At 62.9% G+C, this 21,383-nt stretch carries 15 protein-coding genes and 1 tRNA gene; 8 read left to right on the plus strand and 8 right to left on the minus strand.

The features are described from left to right. Together ACXJKO_RS15790 and ACXJKO_RS15795 are read right to left on the minus strand one after the other, a co-directional pair. Positions 1-3,080 (minus strand): efflux RND transporter permease subunit (locus ACXJKO_RS15790; RefSeq protein ID WP_457092042.1); only part of this gene is annotated, 3,080 nt, incomplete at its 3' end. 62 nt (positions 3,081-3,142) lie between these two features. Then, positions 3,143-4,408, minus strand: coding sequence for an efflux RND transporter periplasmic adaptor subunit (locus ACXJKO_RS15795; protein WP_457092043.1), 1,266 nt, complete (start codon positions 4,406-4,408; stop codon positions 3,143-3,145). 248 nt (positions 4,409-4,656) lie between these two features. Between ACXJKO_RS15795 and ACXJKO_RS15800 the strand changes: the two genes are divergently transcribed. From ACXJKO_RS15800 to purU, 3 genes are all read left to right on the plus strand, one after another. Then, on the plus strand, positions 4,657-5,829 hold the full coding sequence (locus ACXJKO_RS15800) for a phosphoserine transaminase (protein WP_457092044.1): 1,173 nt from the start codon (positions 4,657-4,659) through the stop codon (positions 5,827-5,829). Between the two features lie 198 nt (positions 5,830-6,027). Further along, entirely contained in the window at positions 6,028-7,620 is a 1,593-nt protein-coding gene (gene serA, locus ACXJKO_RS15805; RefSeq protein ID WP_457092045.1) for a phosphoglycerate dehydrogenase, read from the plus strand. Between the two features lie 20 nt (positions 7,621-7,640). Further along, positions 7,641-8,513 carry a formyltetrahydrofolate deformylase gene (gene purU, locus ACXJKO_RS15810; protein WP_457092046.1) on the plus strand — a complete coding sequence of 291 codons (873 nt, stop codon included), beginning with the start codon at positions 7,641-7,643 and terminating at the stop codon, positions 8,511-8,513. Positions 8,514-8,559: 46 nt separating this feature from the next. Here the strand turns inward: purU and ACXJKO_RS15815 are convergent, their stop codons facing one another. Next, positions 8,560-9,465 (minus strand): DMT family transporter, encoded by a 906-nt coding sequence (locus tag ACXJKO_RS15815; RefSeq protein ID WP_457092047.1) that lies wholly within the window; start codon positions 9,463-9,465, stop codon positions 8,560-8,562. Positions 9,466-9,587: 122 nt separating this feature from the next. Between ACXJKO_RS15815 and ACXJKO_RS15820 the strand changes: the two genes are divergently transcribed. Next, positions 9,588-10,451: a type 1 glutamine amidotransferase gene (locus ACXJKO_RS15820; protein WP_457092048.1), complete on the plus strand. Its 864-nt coding sequence runs from the start codon at positions 9,588-9,590 to the stop codon at positions 10,449-10,451. Between the two features lie 53 nt (positions 10,452-10,504). Here the strand turns inward: ACXJKO_RS15820 and ACXJKO_RS15825 are convergent, their stop codons facing one another. Further along, entirely contained in the window at positions 10,505-12,046 is a 1,542-nt protein-coding gene (locus tag ACXJKO_RS15825) for a hypothetical protein (protein ID WP_457092049.1), read from the minus strand. A gap of 849 nt (positions 12,047-12,895) precedes the next feature. On the opposite strand from ACXJKO_RS15825, the gene ACXJKO_RS15830 reads away from it, so the two are divergent. Together ACXJKO_RS15830 and ACXJKO_RS15835 are read left to right on the plus strand one after the other, a co-directional pair. Continuing rightward, positions 12,896-14,188 (plus strand): adenylosuccinate synthase, encoded by a 1,293-nt coding sequence (locus ACXJKO_RS15830; RefSeq protein WP_457092050.1) that lies wholly within the window; start codon positions 12,896-12,898, stop codon positions 14,186-14,188. Between the two features lie 35 nt (positions 14,189-14,223). Then, on the plus strand, positions 14,224-15,423 hold the full coding sequence (locus tag ACXJKO_RS15835) for a histidine kinase (RefSeq protein WP_457092051.1): 1,200 nt from the start codon (positions 14,224-14,226) through the stop codon (positions 15,421-15,423). A 79-nt stretch (positions 15,424-15,502) separates the two neighbouring features. On the opposite strand, the gene rpoH is transcribed toward ACXJKO_RS15835, so the two are convergent. Beyond that, positions 15,503-16,393, minus strand: coding sequence for an RNA polymerase sigma factor RpoH (gene rpoH / locus ACXJKO_RS15840; protein WP_457092052.1), 891 nt, complete (start codon positions 16,391-16,393; stop codon positions 15,503-15,505). Positions 16,394-16,586: 193 nt separating this feature from the next. Then, the gene (locus ACXJKO_RS15845; protein WP_457092063.1) at positions 16,587-17,588 is read right to left on the minus strand and encodes an RluA family pseudouridine synthase; all 1,002 of its coding nucleotides are present in this window, start codon (positions 17,586-17,588) and stop codon (positions 16,587-16,589) included. A gap of 92 nt (positions 17,589-17,680) precedes the next feature. Between ACXJKO_RS15845 and ACXJKO_RS15850 the strand changes: the two genes are divergently transcribed. Beyond that, a tRNA-Glu gene (locus tag ACXJKO_RS15850) sits at positions 17,681-17,756 on the plus strand. A gap of 374 nt (positions 17,757-18,130) precedes the next feature. On the opposite strand, the gene ACXJKO_RS15855 is transcribed toward ACXJKO_RS15850, so the two are convergent. Further along, positions 18,131-19,120 (minus strand): SIS domain-containing protein, encoded by a 990-nt coding sequence (locus ACXJKO_RS15855; protein WP_457092053.1) that lies wholly within the window; start codon positions 19,118-19,120, stop codon positions 18,131-18,133. An 80-nt stretch (positions 19,121-19,200) separates the two neighbouring features. Next, on the minus strand, positions 19,201-20,094 hold the full coding sequence (locus tag ACXJKO_RS15860) for an AraC family transcriptional regulator (protein WP_457092054.1): 894 nt from the start codon (positions 20,092-20,094) through the stop codon (positions 19,201-19,203). A 261-nt stretch (positions 20,095-20,355) separates the two neighbouring features. Here ACXJKO_RS15860 and dctP point away from each other — a divergent pair, with 261 nt between their 5' ends. Continuing rightward, the gene (dctP, locus tag ACXJKO_RS15865; protein ID WP_457092055.1) at positions 20,356-21,375 is read left to right on the plus strand and encodes a TRAP transporter substrate-binding protein DctP; all 1,020 of its coding nucleotides are present in this window, start codon (positions 20,356-20,358) and stop codon (positions 21,373-21,375) included. Positions 21,376-21,383: the final 8 nt, after the last annotated feature.

The following is a 21,383-nucleotide window of genomic DNA, read 5'->3' on the forward strand; positions in this document are numbered from 1 at the left end:
CGTAGCTTGTCGAGCATCTCGCTCACATAGGTGGCGGGCTTGGTGAAACCGCCGAGGAGCAGATAGATCGACGGCACCACCAGCATGGTGAGGATGGTCGAGACGGTGACGCCGCCCACGATCACCGAGCCGATGGCGTTGCGCGCTTCCGCGCCAGCGCCCGTGGACCAGGCGAGCGGGATGGCGCCGCCGATCATGGCGATGGATGTCATTAGGATCGGCCGCAAGCGCAGCACGGATGCTTCGAGCACCGCATCCCGTACCGAGTATCCGCGCTCGCGCAGCTGGTTCGAGAATTCGACGATCAGGATGCCGTTCTTGGTCATAAGGCCGATGAGCAGGATCATGCCGATCTGGCTGTAGATGTTGAGCGTCTGCCCGGTCACGAACAGGGCCAGCAATCCGCCCGTCACCGCGAGCGGCACGGTGAGCATGATGATGAACGGGTTGATCCAGCTCTCGAACTGCGCCGCCAGCACCAGGAACACCACGAGCAGCGCCATGGCGAAGGTCACGTAGATCGCGCCGGTGGAGTCGAGGAAGTCCTTGGACTGACCATTATAGCCGATGCGCACTTCCGCCGGCAGGTTGTCGCGCACGATCTGCTGGAGGATCTCCAGACCCTCGCCGATGGAGACGCCTGGCGCTAGCCCGGATTGAATCGTGATCGAGCGCAGGCGGTCGAACCGGTTCAGGGCCTGGGGCGCTGCCGATTCCGTCAGGGTCACGAAAGAGGAGAGCGGAACGAGCTCGCCGTTCGCGGCGCGGATGAAGGTGTTGGTGAGATCGTTCGGCGTTGCGCGGTCCTGGGCGCGTGCACGCATGATTACCGGATATTCGTCGCCACGGCTGACGAAGGTCGAGACTTCGGTCTCGCCGAACATCAATTCGAGCGTGTTGCCGATATCTTCCACCGAAACGCCGAGATCGGCGGCACGCTGGCGGTCGATCTGCACGCGGATATCCGGCTGCGACTCGCGATAGTTGGAGTCCATGTTGACGAACTTGCCCGTCTCCTGGGCCTTCTGCATGACCGTGTCGCGCCAGCCGCGGATCGTGTCGTAATCGGGTCCGCCGAGCACGAACTGGATCGGCTGACCGAAGCCGCCCGCGCCGCCGAAGGCCGGCGGGTTAACCACGGATGCGCGCGCTCCGGGGAAATTCGACACCTTCGGCGTCATCTGGCGCACGAGGTCCTGCTGGCTCTGCGTCCGTTCCTCCCAGGGAACGAGGCGCACGATCACGATGCCCTCGTTGACGGGGGAGGGGCGGGCGAAGCCCGGGGCGACTTGGCTCAGCATGGAGGCGACGACGCCCTGTTGCTGCAGGGGCAGAAGGGCCTTCTCGACTTCCTTCACCCGGTCGCGGGTATAGTCGAGGCTGGCACCCTCCGGCGCCTGAAGCCGCACGATCACCGCGCCGCGATCCTCTGTGGGAGCGAACTCCTTCGGCAGGGACTGGAACAGGCCGTAGGCCGACAGCGATACGAGGAAGCCGATGAAGAGAATGACCACCGGTATACGCAGGGCGCGCGAGAGCAGCCAGCGGTAGCCGTTGTTCATCTTCTCGAAGACCGGCTCGGTCATGCGCTGAATGCGGCCATGCGCCGGCACCATCAGCTTGGAGCACATCATCGGCGTGAGCGTGCGCGCCACGACGCCGGAGAAGAAGATGGCGGCAGCGAGGGTGATGCCGAATTCGCGGAAGAGCTTGCCGGTATTGCCGGTCATGAAGGCGAGCGGCACGAACACCGCCATCAGGGTCGCGGTCGTCGCGATCACCGCGAAGCCGATCTCGCGCGCCCCGTCGAAGGAGGCGAGCAGCGGCGGCTGCCCTTCCTCGATGCGCCGGTGCACGTTCTCGATTTCCACGATGGCATCGTCCACCACAATGCCGATGGCGAGCACGATGGCGAGCAGCGTCAGCACGTTGATGGATGCGCCGAAGAAGGCCATGACCATGAAGGCCGCGGTGATCGAGACCGGAATCGCCACCATGGCGACGATGGTGGAGCGCCAGTCGCGCAGGAAGACCAGGATGACCAGGATCACGAGCGCCACGCCTTCGAGAAGCGTCTTCAGCACGCCGTCGATGGAAGCGCGGATGAACTGGCTTTCGTCATAGGCGACTTCCGCCACGGTGCCGGGCGGCAAAGAGCTCTTGAGTTCCTCCAGCTCCTTGCGCACGCCGTCGACGACGGCCAGCGTGTTGGCGGTGGATTGGCGCACGACGCCCATGCCGATGGCGGTCTCGCCCGATTGGTAGAACTCGAAGCGCGTGTCTTCCGGCCCGACCTCGACCTGCGCCACCTCGCCGAGACGAACCAGATAGCCGTTCTTGTTGGTGACGATCACCTGCTTGAACTGCTCGGGCGTGGCGAGGCGTGAATCGGTCTTGATGGTGAATTCACGCTGACTGGACTCGATACGTCCACCGGGCAGCTCCACGTTCTGGCGCTTGATGGCCGTTTCGAGATCCTGCACCGTGAGGCCGCGGGCCGCGAGCGCCGGGCGATCCACCCAGATGCGCATGGCAAAGCGGCGCTCGCCGCTTAAGTTGACGTTGGCGACGCCCGGCACCGTGGACAGGCGGTCCACATAGACGCGCTTGAGGAAGTCGCTGAGTTCGAGCGCGTCGAGCGTTGTAGATGTCACGCCCACCCACAGGATGGCCGAGGCATTCGCATCCACTTTCCGCACCACCGGCGTGTCGGCTCCGTCCGGCAGACGTCCGGTGACGCGGGACACGGCATCGCGCACGTCGGAGGTCGCGGCTTCCGGCTCGCGGGACACCTCGAACTCGATGGAGACCGACGAGCGGTCGTTCTGGCTCTGCGACGTGATCTGGCGAATGCCTTCGATGCCGGCGATCGCGCCTTCGATGATCTCCGTCACCCGGCTCTCGATCACCTCGTTCGAGGCGCCGCGATAGACGGTGGACACCGAAACGACCGGGCGGTCGACCTGCGGATATTCGCGAACAGGCAGGTTCATGAGCGATGCAAGGCCGCCCACGATCAGCAGCAGGCTCACCACAACGGCGAAGACGGGACGGCGGATGAAGAGGTCGGAAACCTGCATGGCGATTCAGCTCTTGAGGCCTATCGGTGACAAAAGTTCTCCCGCCGGAGCGGGAGACAAAATTACTTCGCTTCGGCGGCCTGTGCGCTGCCGATGGCCTGCGGCACGTTCAGGGACGAGCGCGACGGCTGTTGCCTGTTGGCTGCCGGGGTACTGTCCTGCGCCGGTGTGCCCGAGCCCACCGGTCGGGCGTTCACCTCGGCGCCCGGACGGACGCGCTGGACGCCCATCACCACGATGGTCTCGCCGGCCTTGAGGCCATCCACGATCTCGGCCTTGCCGCCCTGGCGCTGGCCGAGGGTGACGACGCGGCGCTCCACCTTCTTGTCCTTCACCGGATAGACCACGTGGCGAAGGCCCTCGCTGACGATGGCCTCTTCCGGCACCACGACCGCATCGTCCTTGGTGGAAACTTCCAGGGCGACGGACAGGAACATGCCGGGCTTCAGGGCCTCGTCGGAATTGTCGAACTCGGCCGTCAGGCGCGCGGTGCGGGTGGTCTGATCCACGCGCGGGTCGATGGTGGCGACGGTGCCCTTGAAGGTGCGCTCGCGATAGGCCGCTGAAGTTGCGTTGACGGTCTGGCCCGGCTTGAGACGGCCCAGGAGGTTCTCCGGTACCGCGAAGTCGAGGCGGATCTTCGAAAGATCATCGAGGGAGGTGATGCGGGTGCCGGGGGCCACATAAGCGCCGAGCGAAACGGAGCGGGTGCCGACGCGGCCGGGGAACGGGGCGCGGATCATCAGGTCTTCGAGCCGGGCTTCTGCCGCCTTGCGCTGGGCCTGAGCGGAGGCGATGGAGCCTTCGAGCGATTTCAGCTGAGCCGTCAGGTCGTCCACCTGCGCGCCGGTGCCGGCGCCGGTCCGGCTCAGGGCCTGGGCCCGCTCCAGCTTGATGGCGACTTCGTTGCGGAGTGCCTGGGCACGGTTGGCCTCGGCGATGGCCTGCTCGATCTCGGCGCGCCGCTCGGCGGCATCGAACTCGATCAGCATATCCCCGGCCTTGACCTTCTGGCCTTCCTCGAAGCCGATCTGTTTGACGATGCCTGCCACCTTCGCGGTCACGGTGATCGATTCATAGGCACGCACCGTGCCCACCGACTCTCGAACCTCGACGATGCGTCCGGTCTTCACCGTATCGACCTCGACCGTTGCAGGGCCGACCGGACCACCGCGTCCACCGGGAGCGCCCGCCTGTCCGGAGGGTTTGCTCATGGAGGCGCCGATCACGGGCAGATTGGCCAGGTAACCGCCCTGATAGACGTACCAGCCGCCAAAGCTTGCTGCCCCCAGCAAGGCTATGACCCCGAGTTGACCGGACACACGCATGCTTGCTCCTTAAAACCCTAATTCTTATCGCCGATATCGGATCCTTAAGCACATTATATGCCAGGAGTATCGTCTATACCGCAGCAAACACGACGTTTGTTATTACGATTTCGTAATCTGGGATATTTGACCTAACGGCAGATCCCTTGACCGGACGGATGTCTTGACCACCTTGCCCGCTTCCGTCATACCGGTCGGCGGGACACCTCTCCCCACCGAGAGGCGCCCATCTGTAAGGATGGATTAACATGACAGACCTGCCCAACGCGCGTCCTCGCGCGCCTTTCTTCTCGTCCGGCCCCTGCGCGAAGCGCCCCGGATGGTCCCTGCAAAACCTGAAAACCGACAGCCTCGGGCGCTCGCATCGCGCGAAGCTCGGCAAGGCGCGCCTCAAGCTTGCCATCGACCTGACCCGCGAGGTTCTGGACGTGCCGGCCGATTACCGCATCGGCATCGTGCCCGCCTCCGATACCGGCGCCGTCGAGATGGTGCTGTGGTCGATGCTGGGCGCGCGCGCCGTCGACATGCTGGCCTGGGAAAGCTTCGGCGAAGGCTGGGTGACGGATGTGGTGAAGCAGCTCAAGCTTGCCGACGCCCGCGTCATCAACGCGGCTTATGGCGAGCTGCCGGATCTCTCGCAGGTCGATACGAAAAACCGCGACGTGGTCTTCACTTGGAACGGCACCACCTCCGGCGTGCGCGTTCCGAACGCGGACTGGATCGCCGCCGACCGCGAAGGCCTGACCATCTGCGATGCCACCTCCGCCGCTTTCGCGCAGAAGCTCGACTTCTCGAAGCTCGATGTGGTGACCTTCTCCTGGCAGAAGGTGCTCGGCGGTGAAGCCGCTCACGGCATGCTCATTCTCTCACCGCGCGCGGTGGAGCGTCTTGAGAGCTACAAGCCCGCTTGGCCCCTGCCGAAGATCTTCCGCATGACCAAGGGCGGCAAGCTGATTGAGGGCATCTTCGAGGGGGAGACCATCAACACCCCGTCCATGCTCGCGGTCGAGGATTACATCGACGCGCTCGAATGGGCGAAGTCCATCGGTGGTCTTAACGCGCTCGTCGCCAAAGCCGACGCCAACGCCAAGGTCATTCTCGACTGGGTCGAGAAGACGCCGTGGATCGCCAATCTCGCCCAGGTGCCGGCCACCGCTTCCAACACCAGCGTGTGCCTCGTCATCGCCGATCCCGACGTGGTGGCGAAAGGCCCCGAGGCTGTGGCGCAGGTCGCCAAGGGCATCACCTCCGCGCTCGACAAGGAGGGCGTGGCCCTCGACATCGGCGCCTATCGTGATGCGCCTCCCGGCCTTCGCATCTGGTGCGGCGCGACGGTGGAGCAATCCGACCTCGAAGCACTGACGCCTTGGCTCGACTGGGCCTTCGCGCAGGAAAAGGCGAAGCTCGCGAAAGCGGCTTAATCTTCACCCTCCCCTTGAGGGGGAGGGTCGACGCCCGCAAGGGCGGCGGGGTGGGGTGGAAGCACCGCCCGTCATCGTCGCCCTCGGACAAAACGCACAGCTAATCAAACCGACTGCGCCGTTCACCCCACCCCGGCTCTTCGAGCCGACCCTCCCCCTCTAGGGGAGGGTGGGACAGCGGCAAACAACAGGTGCACCATGCCCGCTCCCCGCGTACTTATTTCCGACGCTCTTTCTCCCGCTGCCGTGCAGATCTTCAAGGATCGCGGCATCGAGGTCGATTTCCAGCCCGATCTCGGCAAGGACAAGGAGAAGCTCGCCGCCATCATCGGCAATTATGACGGCCTCGCGATCCGCTCCGCCACCAAGGTGACGGCGAAAATTCTCGAACAGGCCACGAACCTGAAGGTCATCGGCCGCGCCGGCATCGGCGTTGACAATGTCGAGATTCCCGCCGCCACGGCGAAGGGCATCATCGTCATGAATACGCCCTTCGGCAATTCCATCACCACGGCGGAACACGCCATCGCGATGATGTTCGCGCTCGCGCGCCAGATCCCGCAGGCCGATGCGTCCACGCAAGCCGGCAAGTGGGAGAAGAACCGCTTCATGGGCGTGGAGCTGACTGGCAAAGTCCTGGGCGTCATCGGCTGCGGCAATATCGGCTCCATTGTCGCCGATCGCGGCATCGGCCTACGCATGAAGGTCATCGCTTACGATCCCTTCCTGTCGCCGGAGCGCGCGATTGAGCTCGGCGTCGAAAAGGTGGAGCTGGATGATCTCTTGCGCCGCGCCGATATCATCACGCTGCATGTGCCGATGACGGAGAAGACGAAGAACGTGCTCTCCGCCGAGAACATCGCCAAGACCAAGAAGGGCGTGCGCATCATCAACTGCGCCCGCGGTGGTCTCGTGGATGAAGTCGCACTGCGCGCGGCGCTCGATTCCGGCCATGTGGCGGGTGCGGCCTTCGACGTGTTCATCGAGGAGCCTGCAACGGCGAACCCGCTCTTCGGCCATCCCAACGTGGTGTGCACGCCGCATCTGGGTGCTGCTACAACGGAAGCGCAGGAGAACGTGGCGTTGCAGGTGGCCGAGCAGATGTCCGATTATCTGCTCCAGGGCGCTATCCAGAACGCGGTGAACTTCCCGTCGATCACGGCGGAGGAAGCGCCGCGCCTGAAGCCGTTCGTGGCTTTGGCAGAAAAGCTCGGCTCCTTCCTCGGTCAGCTCACGGAAGCCTCCATCAAGGGCATCCGCATCGAGTACGAAGGTGCTGTAGCCGACATGAACACCCGCGCTCTCACCTCCGCTGCGGTCACGGGCGTGCTGCGTCCCTTCCTGCAGGACATCAACATGGTGTCGGCTCCGCTCGTCGCGCGTGATCGCGGCATCACGGTGGAAGAGGTCAAGCGCGAGAACGCGGCGCGCGACTACGAGAGCTTCATCCGCATCATCGTCGATGCCGACGACATGCCGAGGCACGCGGGCGGTACCGTGTTCCAGGACGGAAAGCCGCGCGTCATCGAGATCCGCGAGATCGCGGTGGATGCGGAATTCGCGCCGCACATGATCTATGTGCGCAACGACGACAAGCCCGGCTTCATCGGCCGCTTCGGCACCTTGCTCGGCGAGTCCGGCGTCAACGTCGCAACCTTCGCGCTCGGCCGCGACAAGCCCGGCGGCGATGCGATCTGCTTCGTTTCCGTCGATCAGCCGGTGTCGGATGAGCTTCTGCGCAAGATCGAAGAGATCCCGCAGGTCAAGCGCGCTCGCGCCGTTCGTTTCTAAGAGAGCTTGAGGAACGCATCATGGCAATGTCCGTCGCGCAACGCTTCATCCTGACGCTCGCCTGTGCGAACCGTCCCGGTATCGTGGCGGCCGTGGCGAGCCATCTGTCGGATGCGGGCCTCAACATCCTGGACGCGCAGCAATACGACGACACGCAGACGGATCGCTTCTTCATGCGTGTCGTGTTCAACCCCGTCGAGGGTGAAAGCGACATCGAGGCGCTGAAAGAAGGCTTCGCGCCGCTCGCCACGCGCCTCGGCATGACATGGACCATGAGTGATCAGGGCCGCAAGCAGCGGGTCATGCTGCTGGTGTCGAAGTTCGATCACTGCCTTGCGGATCTGCTCTATCGCTGGCGCATCGGCGAGCTCGATTTCGAGCCCGTCGGCGTCATCGCCAACCATCCCGCCGAATCCTACAGCCATGTGGATCTCGGCAATGTGCCGTTTCACTACCTGCCCGTCACGAAGGACACGAAGCTGGAGCAGGAGGCGAAGGTCTGGGAGATCGTTCGCGACGCAAAGGTCGATCTCGTGGTGCTTGCGCGCTACATGCAGGTCCTGTCGGACGGACTCGCCGCGAAGCTCGCCGGGCGCTGCATCAACATCCACCATTCGTTCCTGCCGAGCTTCAAGGGCGCGAAGCCCTATCATCAGGCCCATACGCGCGGCGTGAAGCTGATCGGCGCGACGGCGCACTATGTGACGTCGGATCTCGACGAGGGGCCGATCATCGCGCAGGATGTGGAATCGATCACGCATCGCGACTCGGCGGACGATCTTGTGCGCAAGGGCCGCGACATCGAACGCCGCGTGCTGGCCCGCGCCGTGCGATATCATTTGGAAGACCGCATTCTGCTCAACGGCCGCAAGACGGTGGTGTTTGCGGATTAATCTGACGTCATGCCCGGCCATGACAGGGAATGCAGCGATAATTTCGCTACCGCCGCTGCTCCGCAAGCCAGATACCGCCGAGCACGAGCGCCAATCCCAACCCGTGATACAGCGCGAAGGGCTCGCCCAGCAGCACCACCGCGAGCAGTGCGCCGAAGACCGGCACGAGGTTCACGAAGATGCCCGCCCGTGCCGGGCCGATCAGCTCGACGCCGCGCATGAAGAAGAGCTGCGAGACGAGCGAGGGCATGAGGCCTGCATAGAGCAGGACGAGCCAGCCTCGCGTGTCCGGCCATAGCGCCGTTCCCTGCACCACTTCCATGATGAGCAGAGGCACTGAACTCAGGAAGGCCACGAATGCCAGGCTCGCGAAGAACACGAGGGCCGGAAGGGCAGGGCGGCGGCGCAGTCCGAGGGTATAGCCGGCATAGAACACGCAGGCGATCAGAGTGAGGACGTCGCCGAAATTGAGCGCCAGTGTCTTGAGAATGTTGAGATCGGCCTTCACGGACACCAGGATCACGCCAGCGAACGTCACGATCATGCCGATCACCTGCAGCGGGATCACACGGGCCTGGAAGAACATCACCATTCCAATCAGCACGATCACCGGAATCGAGCCCTGAAAGATGGTGAGGTTCACGGCGGTGGTATGGTGCGCGGCGGCGTAGAACAGGGCGTTGAACGCCGTGAATCCGAATGCGCCCATGAGGACGATGAAGCGCCAATGCTGCTTGATCTTCGGCCATTCCGCGACGGTCTGGCGGCCGACCAGCGGCAGGGTCACCACGACCACGATCACCCAGCGAAGGCAGGTCAGGATCATGGGGGAGACATGGCCCACGGCCAGCCGGCCCGCAATCGCATTGCCGCCCCACATCAAGGCCGTGAGCGCCAGCAGCAGATAGGCCTGCTTCCAGAAGGCTTGCCCGAGCGGTTGCAGGAATTTCATGAAAAAGAACCGATCCCCTGACGCATCATTCCGAGAGCGGGCTCGCTGCCGGGTGCGATGCAATTGCACTTGCCGCCGGGCGCAGTTTCGATAAACCAGCGCAAAAGGAGGCAAGTACGTCTATGGCCTTACGGTTTCTGGTGGTTGAGGGCAATACGCGTGGCGCAAGGGAGGCCCACAAGGCCGCCTATGGACGAACGCTGTCCGAGTCCTATGCGGATGTGATTCAGAATGCCGAGCAGGATTCGGTCTGCGACATCGCCTTCCCAGCGGACGAGGGCGCGAACCTGCCCGATGCGTCGGGCCTCGAATCCTATGACGGCATCGTGCTCACCGGTTCTCATCTCAGCATCTATGACCGCACGCCCGAGATCCTGCGCCAGATCGACCTGATGCGGGCGATCTACGCCTCGAGCACCCCGTCCTTCGGCTCGTGCTGGGGTTTGCAGGTCGCGGCGGTCGCGGCCGATGGCGACGTGCAGCAGAACCCGCTGGGTCGCGAGGTAGGCTTCGCCCGCCGCCTGCGCCGTACCGAGGAGGGCAGGGGGCATCCCATGCTGGAAGGCCGCCCGGAGGTCTATGACGCGCCGGCCATCCATCTCGACATGGTGACAGTTCTGCCCAAGGACGCCACGGTTATCGCCACCAACCCGGTTTCCGCCGTCCAAGCGGCGGAGTTCCGCCAGGATGGCGGCACCTTCTGGGGCGTGCAGTACCACCCGGAATTCAGCCTCGCCGAACTCGCCGTGATCATCCGCCTGCGCACGGAGCTGATGATCCGCGAAGGCTTCTGCCGAACCCCCGAGGAGGTGCAGTCCTATGCCGACGACCTGACGACACTCTCCACGGAACCGTCCCGCTTCGATCTCGCCTGGCGCCATGGCGTGGATGCGGAGGTGCTCGACACCGCCCGCCGCACCCGCGAAATTCACAACTTCATCGAGCATCGGGTGAAGGGGGAAAAGGGCGCGAGGGGACGGGGCTGAATTTAGGCCACGGACACCGTATTACTGTCGGGCCATTCGCATCATGTCGTGCCTCAGATGATGAGGAAGTCAGCCGCCGAAAGCGCAGCCTTGTTGGCGATCTTGATGAACTCGACCGGCTTGTACTTCGTGCCGTTGCCATCCGCATCGTAATAGACCACCCCGCCCTTGTAGACGAGGAAGTCGTCCTTGTCGGTGGCCTTGTTCTTCTTGAAGAAGTCCTTCTTCAACGAACCCGGCGCTGCCGGCGAACCCTTTCCGAGCTTCTTGAAGATGGCGTTGTCGAGCAGGATGTTGTCCTCGCCCGGCTTGAAGTCGGTGATCGTGTCGAAGTTGACCTTCTTGTTCTGGTTCTTCGACGTGGTGCCTTTGCCGAGCGCGGTGTTGAACACGAAGCGATCCGCACCGGCGCCGCCCGTGAGCACATCGTTGCCCGTGCCGCCGTTGAGCGTGTCGCTGCCGCCGGCGCCTTTCAGAACATCTTTTCCACTCGAACCGATCAGCATCAGCGGCTTGTCGGTGGTGGGCGTGGTTGGGGTTGTGGGCGTCGTAGGTGTCGTGGGTCCAACGCCTCCGAAATCGGCAATCGTCGTCTTGCGGCCGTTATGGACGATGTTTTCGATGCCTTTCCTGTGCAGCGCCAAGCGCTCGGCATCTGTCAGGGMGCCCTCGGTAATCGTCAGCGTTTCATAGACGACCCGGTATCTATCCTCGAGCATGTTCGCCACAGACACGTTGTCGACGATGATGATTGTTCCGACCCCGTCATACGTGATGCTGGAGAAGCCGTCGATTTCTATTCCTGTGAGATCGACGGTAGAGCCTTCGACATGCAATTGATCCCCCGACTGACCACCGCCGTCGATCCTCGTCAGCTTCCTGACCTGAGAATTTTGCATAAGGATCATGTCGACCTCATTCGAGCCAAGAATGATTTCGATCCCCTCGAACTTACTGAGCCGGATAAAATTCGCGACGGCGTCGGTTTGCAGCTGCAAGGTATCCACGCCGCCGCCGCCATCGATTTCATCGCCCCGGCTGATGTCAGCGCTGTTGATTGTAATGACGTTGGAATCCTCATCGCCCAGGAAGCGGTCCGCCATGTACACCTGTGCATCGGCTTCATTGCCTAAGCTGTCGGTGATGACGAGGGATACCCTTCTTTCAGGCACTGCCGAATCCGTGTCGAAGTTGGTGAGGGTAAGCGCACGGATGAGCTTTTCCACCGCAACTCGCAGCGCATCGATCTCAGCCGGAAGCGTTGCCGTCACGAAATCGATGTGAAAATATCTGGAACCACGGGCAGTTACCGTGCCGATCACGACATTGTCGATCTCGATCACGCTTCCCTCCGTCAGCTCCTCCGTTGAAATCTCGACCTTGTTTTCTTCAAGCTTGATGTCAAGTATCGCATTGGCATTCGTTTCCACATAGAGATCCTTGATCGACGCGCCATCCGCCAGCGTGAGCTGGGCATCATGGTCCTTGTCGATCAGCACAGGTGTGCTGATGCCGTCCACGGTCGGCACTGCAAAGAAGCGATCATAGGCCAGGCCGGTGATCTTGGTAGCAGGCGTTGCGGAAGCCAGTTTCATGATCGTCTCCAAGGTCAGTTGTGCCGTCCCATTCCTGAGGGGCGAGAGAATTATAGAAATATTATATCAAAATAACATTGCTGTTCAATCTCAAGCCGGGCCTCTGGGAAGGACCACCATGGGAGAATGCCGGTCAGTAAACTGCTGCGCCGCTTTCTAATTCTCACCCCCCTCTGCGGGAGGGTCTGAGCCTTCTCCTAATAAGAGTACAAGCAATGCTGGAACTCTCTCTCGTCATGGCCGGGACAAGGCCGGTGATAACGGATAGGGAGGCAGGAACGGCAACGTTATGTTCATGATTTGTTCTTGACAATGATCCTAAGCTTGGCTATGGGTGGGGCAGCCCGATCCACCGAGGGGCGCGCTCGCGAGGCGTCGTGATTGTGGGGTTGGGCACGGTCTCGTGCGGGGGATGACGCAATCCCTCATGACGGGAGGCCCAGGCGAGAGGCTGGGCTCAGTTCTGGTCCGAGGCCGCCCGCTGCAAAATGCGGTGTCCGCTTCGGGCAGTCCATGGGCCGGTCGCGCCTGTCCGCCTAAAAAAGCCGTGCGCGAGGGGCCGTCAGGTTCTTCACTCACACCACAAGCCGAGCCGGACCGCTCCTCGCGCCCCCCTCGACACACCCTCGCAAGCCGATCGGCCGCGAGGATAAACCTGCGTGCCTTTATTCCGTCGTTTCAAGGGGCAAGAGTGGGCAGCATACTGGAATAGGCAAAGACATCATGCATGGGACAAGGCGCATTCCGGCTTGACCTGAAGCGCATGATCCACCATGAGGGTTTGCAAGGTTTTTACCCAACCCAAACCCTGGCCTTGCGCCGGGGTTTTTTTATGTGAGGCTTTAAACGATGGCGAATGTGGTTGTCGTGGGCGCCCAGTGGGGCGACGAGGGCAAGGGCAAGATCGTCGACTGGCTGTCCGAACAGGCGGACGTGGTCGTGCGGTTCCAGGGCGGGCACAATGCCGGCCATACCCTCGTGATCGGCGACAAGGTCTACAAGCTGTCGCTGCTGCCCTCCGGCGTCGTGCGCCCCAACAAGCTCTCCGTCATCGGTAACGGCGTCGTGCTCGATCCGCATGCTCTCGCGGCGGAAGTCGCGCGCCTGTCCGAGCAGGGCGTCTCGATCTCCCGCGAGAACCTGCGCGTGGCCGAGAACGCCACGCTGATCCTCTCCATCCACCGCGAGCTCGATGCGCTGCGCGAAAGCGGCAGCGCCGGCACGAAGATCGGCACCACCMAGCGCGGCATCGGCCCCGCCTACGAGGACAAGGCCGGACGCCGCGCGATCCGCCTGATGGATCTCGCCGATCTGCCGTCCCTGCGCGATAAGATCGACCGACTGCTCACGCACCACAACGCGCTGCGCCGCGGCTTCGGCCTTGCCGAGTTCAAGCCCGAGGAAATCTACGAGGAGCTGGCCTCCGTTGCTCCGCAGGTTCTGCCTTACATGGATGCCGTATGGCGCCTCCTCGACGACGAGCGCCGGGCCGGCAAGCGCATCCTGTTCGAGGGCGCGCAGGGCGCGCTGCTCGACGTCGATCACGGCACCTATCCCTTCGTCACCTCGTCCAACACGGTGGCGGGACAGGCGGCGACCGGCTCCGGCCTTGGGCCCGGCGCCGTAGGCTACGTGCTCGGCATCGCCAAGGCCTATACCACCCGCGTGGGCGAAGGCCCGTTCCCGACCGAGCTGTTCGACGAGACCGGCGAGCTCATCGGCCAGAAGGGCAAGGAATTCGGCGTGGTGACGGGCCGCAAGCGCCGCTGCGGCTGGTTCGATGCGACCCTCGTGCGCCAGACCGTGCGCACCTCCGGCATCGACGGCATCGCGCTCACCAAGCTCGATATCCTCGACGGCTTCGAGACCATCAAGATCGGCGTCGGCTACAAACTCGATGGCGAGACCATCGATTACTTTCCCGCGAGCCAGGGCGCTCAGGCGCGGGTCGAGCCGATCTACGAGGAATTCGAAGGCTGGAGCGGTTCGACAGCAGGCGCGCGCTCGTGGGCTGACCTACCGGCACAGGCCGTCAAATATGTCCGCCGCATCGAGGAACTCATCGGCGCGCCGGTGGCCGTGCTGTCCACATCGCCAGAGCGTGACGACACAATCCTCATGAAGAACCCCTTTGAGGGTTGACGGCGGGGCGTCTCAGGGTCCATTTCGAGAGGGAAATGGCAGATTATTACCCTCTTATTGCACGAGCCGTCGAAGGCTTGACCGATCAGACGCCAACCACGCGGCGCGCTGTCTATGAGCGCGCCCGTACGGCGCTCGTCGCCCAATTGCGCTCGCTCAACCCGCCCCTGTCCGAGGGGGACATTCAGCAGGAATGCACCTCCCTCGACGAGGCCATCACCCGGGTCGAGGCGGATTATGCCCCGCCGCCTGCGGGGTTCGACCCCAATGCCTTCGCCAACATGCTGGCCCAAGAGCAGGAAGCGCAGAAGCGTCAGGCACCCGCTGCGAGCCACGGGCTGAGGGCACCCTCCCAGGACGAGACGCCCGAGCCGGAGCCCGAAGAGCCGGCTTATGCCGACCAGGGTCAGGCCCGGCCGAAGGTCGATACCCGCCCGCATCCTGCCCTCCAGCAGGATCGGCAGGGCCGGATGCGCTCCGTTCTGCTCGGTTCCGTCATCGGCCTCGTCATTCTCGGCATCGCCGGGCTTGCCTGGTGGCAGAGCCAGTCGGATCCGCCGGTCCCGACCGAGCCGGTCGCCGAGGCGGCCCAGCCCCAGCCCAATTCCGAGACGGCGAAGATCAACGAGCGCGTCGGCGGGCCGGCAGCCCAGCAGGCTCCCGCGGCCAGTCCGAATGCCGGCCAGGCCGTCGGCGTCGTGCATCGTGCCGTCTTCTACGAAGAGGACGCGACGAACCCGCAGACGCCGAAGGCGCAGGTGGGGCGCGTGACGTGGCGCCTCGAGGATGTGAATCCCGGCCAGGGCCAGCCTCTCGAGAAGGCGGTGACCGCCAATATCGACATCCCAGATGCGGGCCTGACCATGAAGATGGTCCTGCGTCGCAATCTCGATACGACGCTGCCCGCCTCGCACACCGTGGAGCTGACCTTCACGACCCGCAACGGCGATACCGGCCGCGTGATTCGCGATGTGGGGCTGCTGCAGCTCAAGAACGAGGAGGCCGCGCGCGGCACGCCGGTTGCCGGCCTGCCGGTTCCGGTGCGGGAGAACCTGTTCCTGATTGGCCTGTCGAACCTCCAAGGAGACATGGAGCGCAACACCGAGCTGTTCGTGCGCCGCAACTGGATCGACCTGCCGGTGCGCATGGCCTCCGGTCAGCGCGCGATCCTGAGCTTCGAGAAGGGCGCCACGGGCGAGCAGGTTCTGAACAGCGCCTTCAGCCAATGGCAGTAAAACCCGCCGCATGAGGCAATAAAAAGAAAGCCGCGCATCACAGCGCGGCTTTTTTCATGGGTCCGGAAGTGATCGGGCCTTAAGCTTCGGCGGAAGACGTCTCGATCTGGGTGAGGTTCTTCTTCACCGCTTCCTGAATCTTCTCGAAGGCGCGCACCTCGATCTGGCGAACGCGCTCGCGCGACACGCCGAACTCGGTGGAGAGTTCTTCGAGCGTGATCGGATCGTCCGAGAGACGACGCGCCTCGAAGATCCGCCGCTCGCGTGGATTGAGCACGGAGAGGGCGGTGCGCAGGGCGGTCAGCCTGTTCTGGCCTTCCTCCTCCTCCACAAGCACCTGCTCCTGGCTCTGGCCGCTGTCCACGAGCCAGTCCTGCCATTCGCCGCCGCCTTCACCCTCGTCGCGCAAGGGCGCATTGAGCGAAGCATCGCCGCCGAGACGGCGGTTCATGTCCACCACGTCCTGCTCGTTCACACCCAGCTGGGTCGCGATGTGCTTGACCTGATCGGGACGCAGGTCGCCTTCCTCGAAGGCGGAGATCCGGCCCTTGGCCTTGCGCAGGTTGAAGAACAGCTTCTTCTGGTTCGCGGTGGTGCCCATTTTCACGAGCGACCAGGACCGCAGGATATATTCTTGAATTGCCGCTTTGATCCACCACATGGCATATGTGGCCAGGCGGAAGCCCTTGTCGGGCTCGAAGCGCTTGACGGCCTGCATCAGGCCGACATTGCCTTCGGAAACCACCTCGCCGATCGGCAGGCCATAGCCGCGATAACCCATCGCAATCTTCGCGACGAGACGCAGGTGGGATGTGACGAGCTTGTGGGCTGCATCGCGATCTCCATGCTCGCGCCAGCTTTTGGCGAGCATGTATTCCTCGTGCGGCTCCAGCATGGGGAACCGACGGATTTCGTCGAGATAGCGGGACAGGCCCCCTTCATTGGCAAGCACCGGAAGCGCTGTAGCCATATCTTTCCTCCTTTGGCTCCCTCTTGACGTGAGGCAAGCCTGAGGCGGCCTCCACGATGGCCGACCGCCCAACTTCCTTTATAAGCCGTTCGAGCGTGTCCGAATAGAGGCGTCAGGCTTCAAGACGTGGTGAACGCACGAGACTCCCAAGGGTGCCATCGCAGTTGAATTTTGCGACGCATTGCCGCCGATTTCAGTGCCGCAACGTCTCCAGAAGCGTTGCCATGTCGGAGGGGAGGGCGCTCTCGAACCGCAGGAACTCCCCAGTTCTAGGGTGTTCGAAGCCCAGAATGGCCGCATGCAGCGCCTGCCGGCCGAGCTCTCGCAAGGCCGTCTGCTGCGCCTCCGAGAGGCGGTTGGCCTTGGTCTTGAACCCCGAACCGTAGGTGAGGTCCCCTAGCAGCGGATGGCCGATATGCGCCATGTGCACGCGGATCTGGTGGGTGCGTCCGGTTTCCAGCTCGCACTGGACAAGGCTCGCCATGGGGGAGGGGGGCGGCAGGTTCTCCAGAACGGCATAATGAGTAATCGCATAACGACCACGCTCGTTCTCGTCCGAGACAATGGCGATCTTCTCCCGGTTGTGCTGGCTGCGCGCGAGCGCCGCCTCCACCGTGCCCCGGCGCCGTTCGGGTAAGCCCCACACAATGGCGAGATAGCTGCGCTCGAGCGGGCCGGTGCGCCCGTGGTCCGCGAATTGCTCGGCAAGGCCCTGATGCGCCAGATCGTTCTTGGCGACCACCAGCAGGCCGGACGTATCCTTGTCGAGCCGGTGGACGATACCTGGCCGCTTCACGCCGCCGATCCCCGACAGGCTGTCTCCGCAATGGGCGATGAGGGCGTTGACCAAGGTGCCTGAATCGTGCCCCGCCGCCGGGTGGACGACGAGACCCGCCGGCTTGTCGATGACAATCAGATCATCGTCCTCATAGACGATCACCAGATCCATCGCCTCTCCAAGAGGCTCCGCCGCAACCGGCGGCGGCACGATCAACCCGATCCGCGCGCCACCCCCGACCTTGCGGCCGGGATCGAGCACCGGAGCCCCGTCGAGGGTCACCTGGCCTTCCTTGATGAGCGCCTGCAGGCGGCTTCGCGACAGGTCGCCCTGGAGCCGGGCGAGCACGCGGTCCAGCCTTTCCGCCGGTAGTCCCTCGTCCAGAATCCATTCCTGCTGGGTCGATGCGTCCACAATGTCCTCATTTCAGCCGAGCCTCTCGCTTTTTTCAGCGAAAGGGCTTGATGCGATTCAGAAGGGTGGTTATACGAGCGGCCTCCACCTTGCTAGCTCCCTTCGTCTAGCGGTCTAGGACGTCGCCCTCTCACGGCGAAAACAGGGGTTCGAGTCCCCTAGGGAGCGCCAAAGGTTTCAAGGACTTAGCTGATCAGCTCGGCGAGCCTTCAGGAATTTCTCCAAAACTTCTCAAAAAGAATCCGTAAAGGTGTACGAGTGGACTGCCACTCGCAAGGTCGCTCTCGCCTGTCACCGACAGCGAGCTGCCTTGTGCCATTGTCCAAGCTGGTCCGTATTTGAAGGGCTCTGGCAGGAGGCGCCCGAGTTTGTAATGTCGGGTGCTGTCCCGCTGGGCGCAGCACGGTGGCTCGATGCAGCCGAGGACGGAGCTGATTTGATCTGTGCCGGAGCTTGAATCGGATATGCTCCCAACCGCAGAGTTCGGCAGTGTTTGAGGGGGCGCCCACCAGCGCCCCTTTGCCTGTCAGGGTTCGTCTAGGCCGCTAGGCGATCTTGGTGTCGGATTGACGATAGCGGAACTTGGCATCTGCCAGCCCTCGTGCTGCCGAGAGGCGCGCGACGAGCAGTTGAACCGCAATCAGCTGGAGAATGCTGTCAGCCAGCCGGTTGCCGACACTCGGCACGTGCAGGACAATCAGATTGGCCGCGTTGGGGACATCGTTCCGATCCGAGACAAGAAGCGTCGGGCATCCGAAAGCGGCTGCGTCCTGGGCGAGCTTGATCTCGCGATCGCTCCCATGCACCACCAGGCCCATGCGCTCATCGAGAGCCTCCATCGGGCCGTGAAGGAAGTTCCGCAAGTCAAAGCCCGATGCAGGCAGGCGGGCAGCCTCGCGGGCAAGAAGGGCTCCTTCACACGCTGTGCCCAGCAGCTGGTGCTCACCAATGAAGTCGATGCTGGCGGCGTGTGAAAAGGCATCGACGCAGCCTTCGACGGCACCGGAAGCGGAAATGAGAACGTTGCTCGCCGCGTCGGGGAGGCGCTCCCAGGCCGCTGTGGACTGTTCAGTCAGATGGTCCGCCAGCATGCCGATGGCCTGAAGGGTCGTCGTGAAGCTGGGAGCGCTTGGGCTGGCCTCTAGACCGCTGCGGGTGGTGATGACCCCGTGAACCACGCTTGCCAGAGCGTTCTCAGCGTCCTTCGAAATCGCGTATAGACTGCCTTGCGCCCCCTGCATGGCGTCAACCGTTTCCACGCTCCGGCCCGACGCAGACAGCGCGATGAAGGAATCGGCCAAGCCAGATGGCTGCTCCAGGAGGTCCATGGGGCTGAATGCATAAGCTCTCAATCCGCGTGAGCGGAACTCGGACGCGCCCGTAATGGAGGCGTAAAGGCTCGCTCCAATCCCAACAAAGCCAATGCTGCCGTTCTTTAGGGGCGTCGTATTAATCTCGCGAAGCGCCTCTGCGACGGCAAGACGGCTCGATGCAAGTCGCTCCGGTTGAAGGTCAATGCTCTCACGAAAGTTCATCTGCTATTCCCCATGCTAAATTCACACTCGGGAAATAGTCCAGGCGAACCCGTGGCCTCTTGTACGTTTGTGCGACAGTCTTACGAGCCGGTTCGATCCAGAGCCGCGTCCACGGGATGGGACCGGCTCCGGACCGCGCCCAGCTGAGAGGCGACCACCTTCTGGAATTCACCGGGGGTCATGCCGAAGGTTCGGCGGAACTCACGGCTCATGTGGCTCTGGTCACTGAAGCCGGCCAGGGTGGCGGCATCGGCAAGGCTGGCACCGGACGAGATCGCCTGTTGGGCCGTCGCGACCATCATCTGGACTCGAAAACGCCGTGGCGGCATGCCGCTGGTGTGGCGGAACTGCCGTGAGAATTGAAAGCGGCTCATTCCGAATTCCGCTGCGATCTTGCTGATCTGGCCCGAGGTCGCCTCGACAATCTCGTCGCCCGATCTCTGAAGGAGGCGCCGATGCTGCTCCGCCACTTCCTGAGCCGTTCCATCAGGCTCCTCATCACAAATCAGCCGCTGCCGCGCTGCACAGGTGGCAATGATGCCGATGATTGCGTCGATGCTGACCTGCTGCGGATCACGGAGAAGACGCGCACGAAGGTTTGTCATCGCTTCGAGAAGGAACTTGTCCTGAACGACCGGGCCCAGCAGCCGTGCCGGGGGCAGGCCTGGAAAGAGGCGGGAGCAGGCCGCAAGCCAAGCTTCCTGCGAGAAATAGATGACAAAATAGCGGTTTATGTCCGCCAGCCATGAACTGGCATGGGGCTCCAACGGATTGAAGAGAACGACCGACCCTTTGGGCTGATCGTAGGTTCTGCCTCCTGCCTCCAGGGATGCTGCGCCCTCGATGACGGCGCCAATATTGAATGTGGAGTGACAATGCAGCGAGCCAGGCTCAGCCGGGGCGGCGATATCGAACACGTCGATATCCGCCTCCATCCGCCAATGGCGAACTTCTCTCGACCCTGTGTGTGTCACCGGTAGCCCCCAAACGACGTTCTGAACATCCAGATTCTGCACAAGCTGTACGCAGGTCCTGCAGTTCAGGTGTGGTGGAAGATTCACTGCAAGGCGGCGCCAGCCGGAACACTCTTGTCTTATGCTCCAAGTGTCAGGGTGCCGCAACTGTCAGAGGACCGCACAAACATTCAAGATGGCGGGCTAAGGAGCCGATTAGGCTGATTTCCACGCGGTCCAAACGAGCGTGGGTAAAAACCAGACCGGGARCAAGAGGAAGTTATGAAGTACTATACCAAGTCAGCCACGTTAGCGTCGGCGATCATGATTTTTGCTGCAGGCTCCGCTAATGCCGCCTCGAATGGAGACCAATGCGCTGCTGAACTTAGCGCGCCAGTGGAATTCCGCATCTCCCACCAGAACTCGACCACCAGCCCAATCCACCCGCGCCTGCTCGATGTCGTGAAGGACGTGGATGCAGCAACCAAGGGCAAGATTAAGCTGACCGTTTTCCCCTCCGCTCAGCTCGGCGGTGAGATGCAGGCGCTGGAGCAGGCGTCCCTCGGACAGAACGTCATCTTCTACACAACCGCTGGCGCGCTCGCGACAGCTGGGGTGCCCGAGCTCAGCATCCTGAACGGTCCGTTCCTCACGGAGAGCCTCGCCTCGGCGCAGAGGCTCGCCAAATCGGATCTGGTGAAGGGATGGGAAGACAAGCTGGCCGACCAAGGAAATCTGCGGGTGGTTGCGCTCAACTGGTTCGACTCGCCGCGCTCGATCCTGTCCAACAAGGGCTATCCGCAGCCGAGCGACCTGTCTGGCATCAAGATGCGCGTACCGGAAGCGCCAGCTTACGTGCGGACCTTCACTCTCCTGAAGACGTCGCCTCTGCCTTTGCCGTTCTCGGAGCTGTATTTGGCTCTGCAGCAGGGGGTCGTCAACGCAGTTGAAGGCGGCATTCGCGGCATGGACGATGCAAAACTCATGGAAGTGGCCAAGACCGTCACGGTGACGAACCACTTTCGCGTGTTCTACGGCTTCGCCATGAGCTCGGACCGCTTCGATAAGCTCCCCGAGTCGTGCCAGAAGGTCATGACCGAGCAGTTCGCCGAGAAGGGAGACATCTACTCGGCTGGCATGGACAAGATCACCGAGGAGGCGATTGACTCCCTCAAGAATCGGGGCGTGACATTCGTGAACGCTGATATCTCGGCCTATAAGGAGGCGACACGCGGGTTCTACACGATGTTCCCCGAGTGGCCGAAGGGCCTGTTCGAACAGGTACAAGCCGCCCTCAAGTGAGATCCGCC

Source organism: Microvirga sp. P5_D2 (assembly GCF_054049475.1).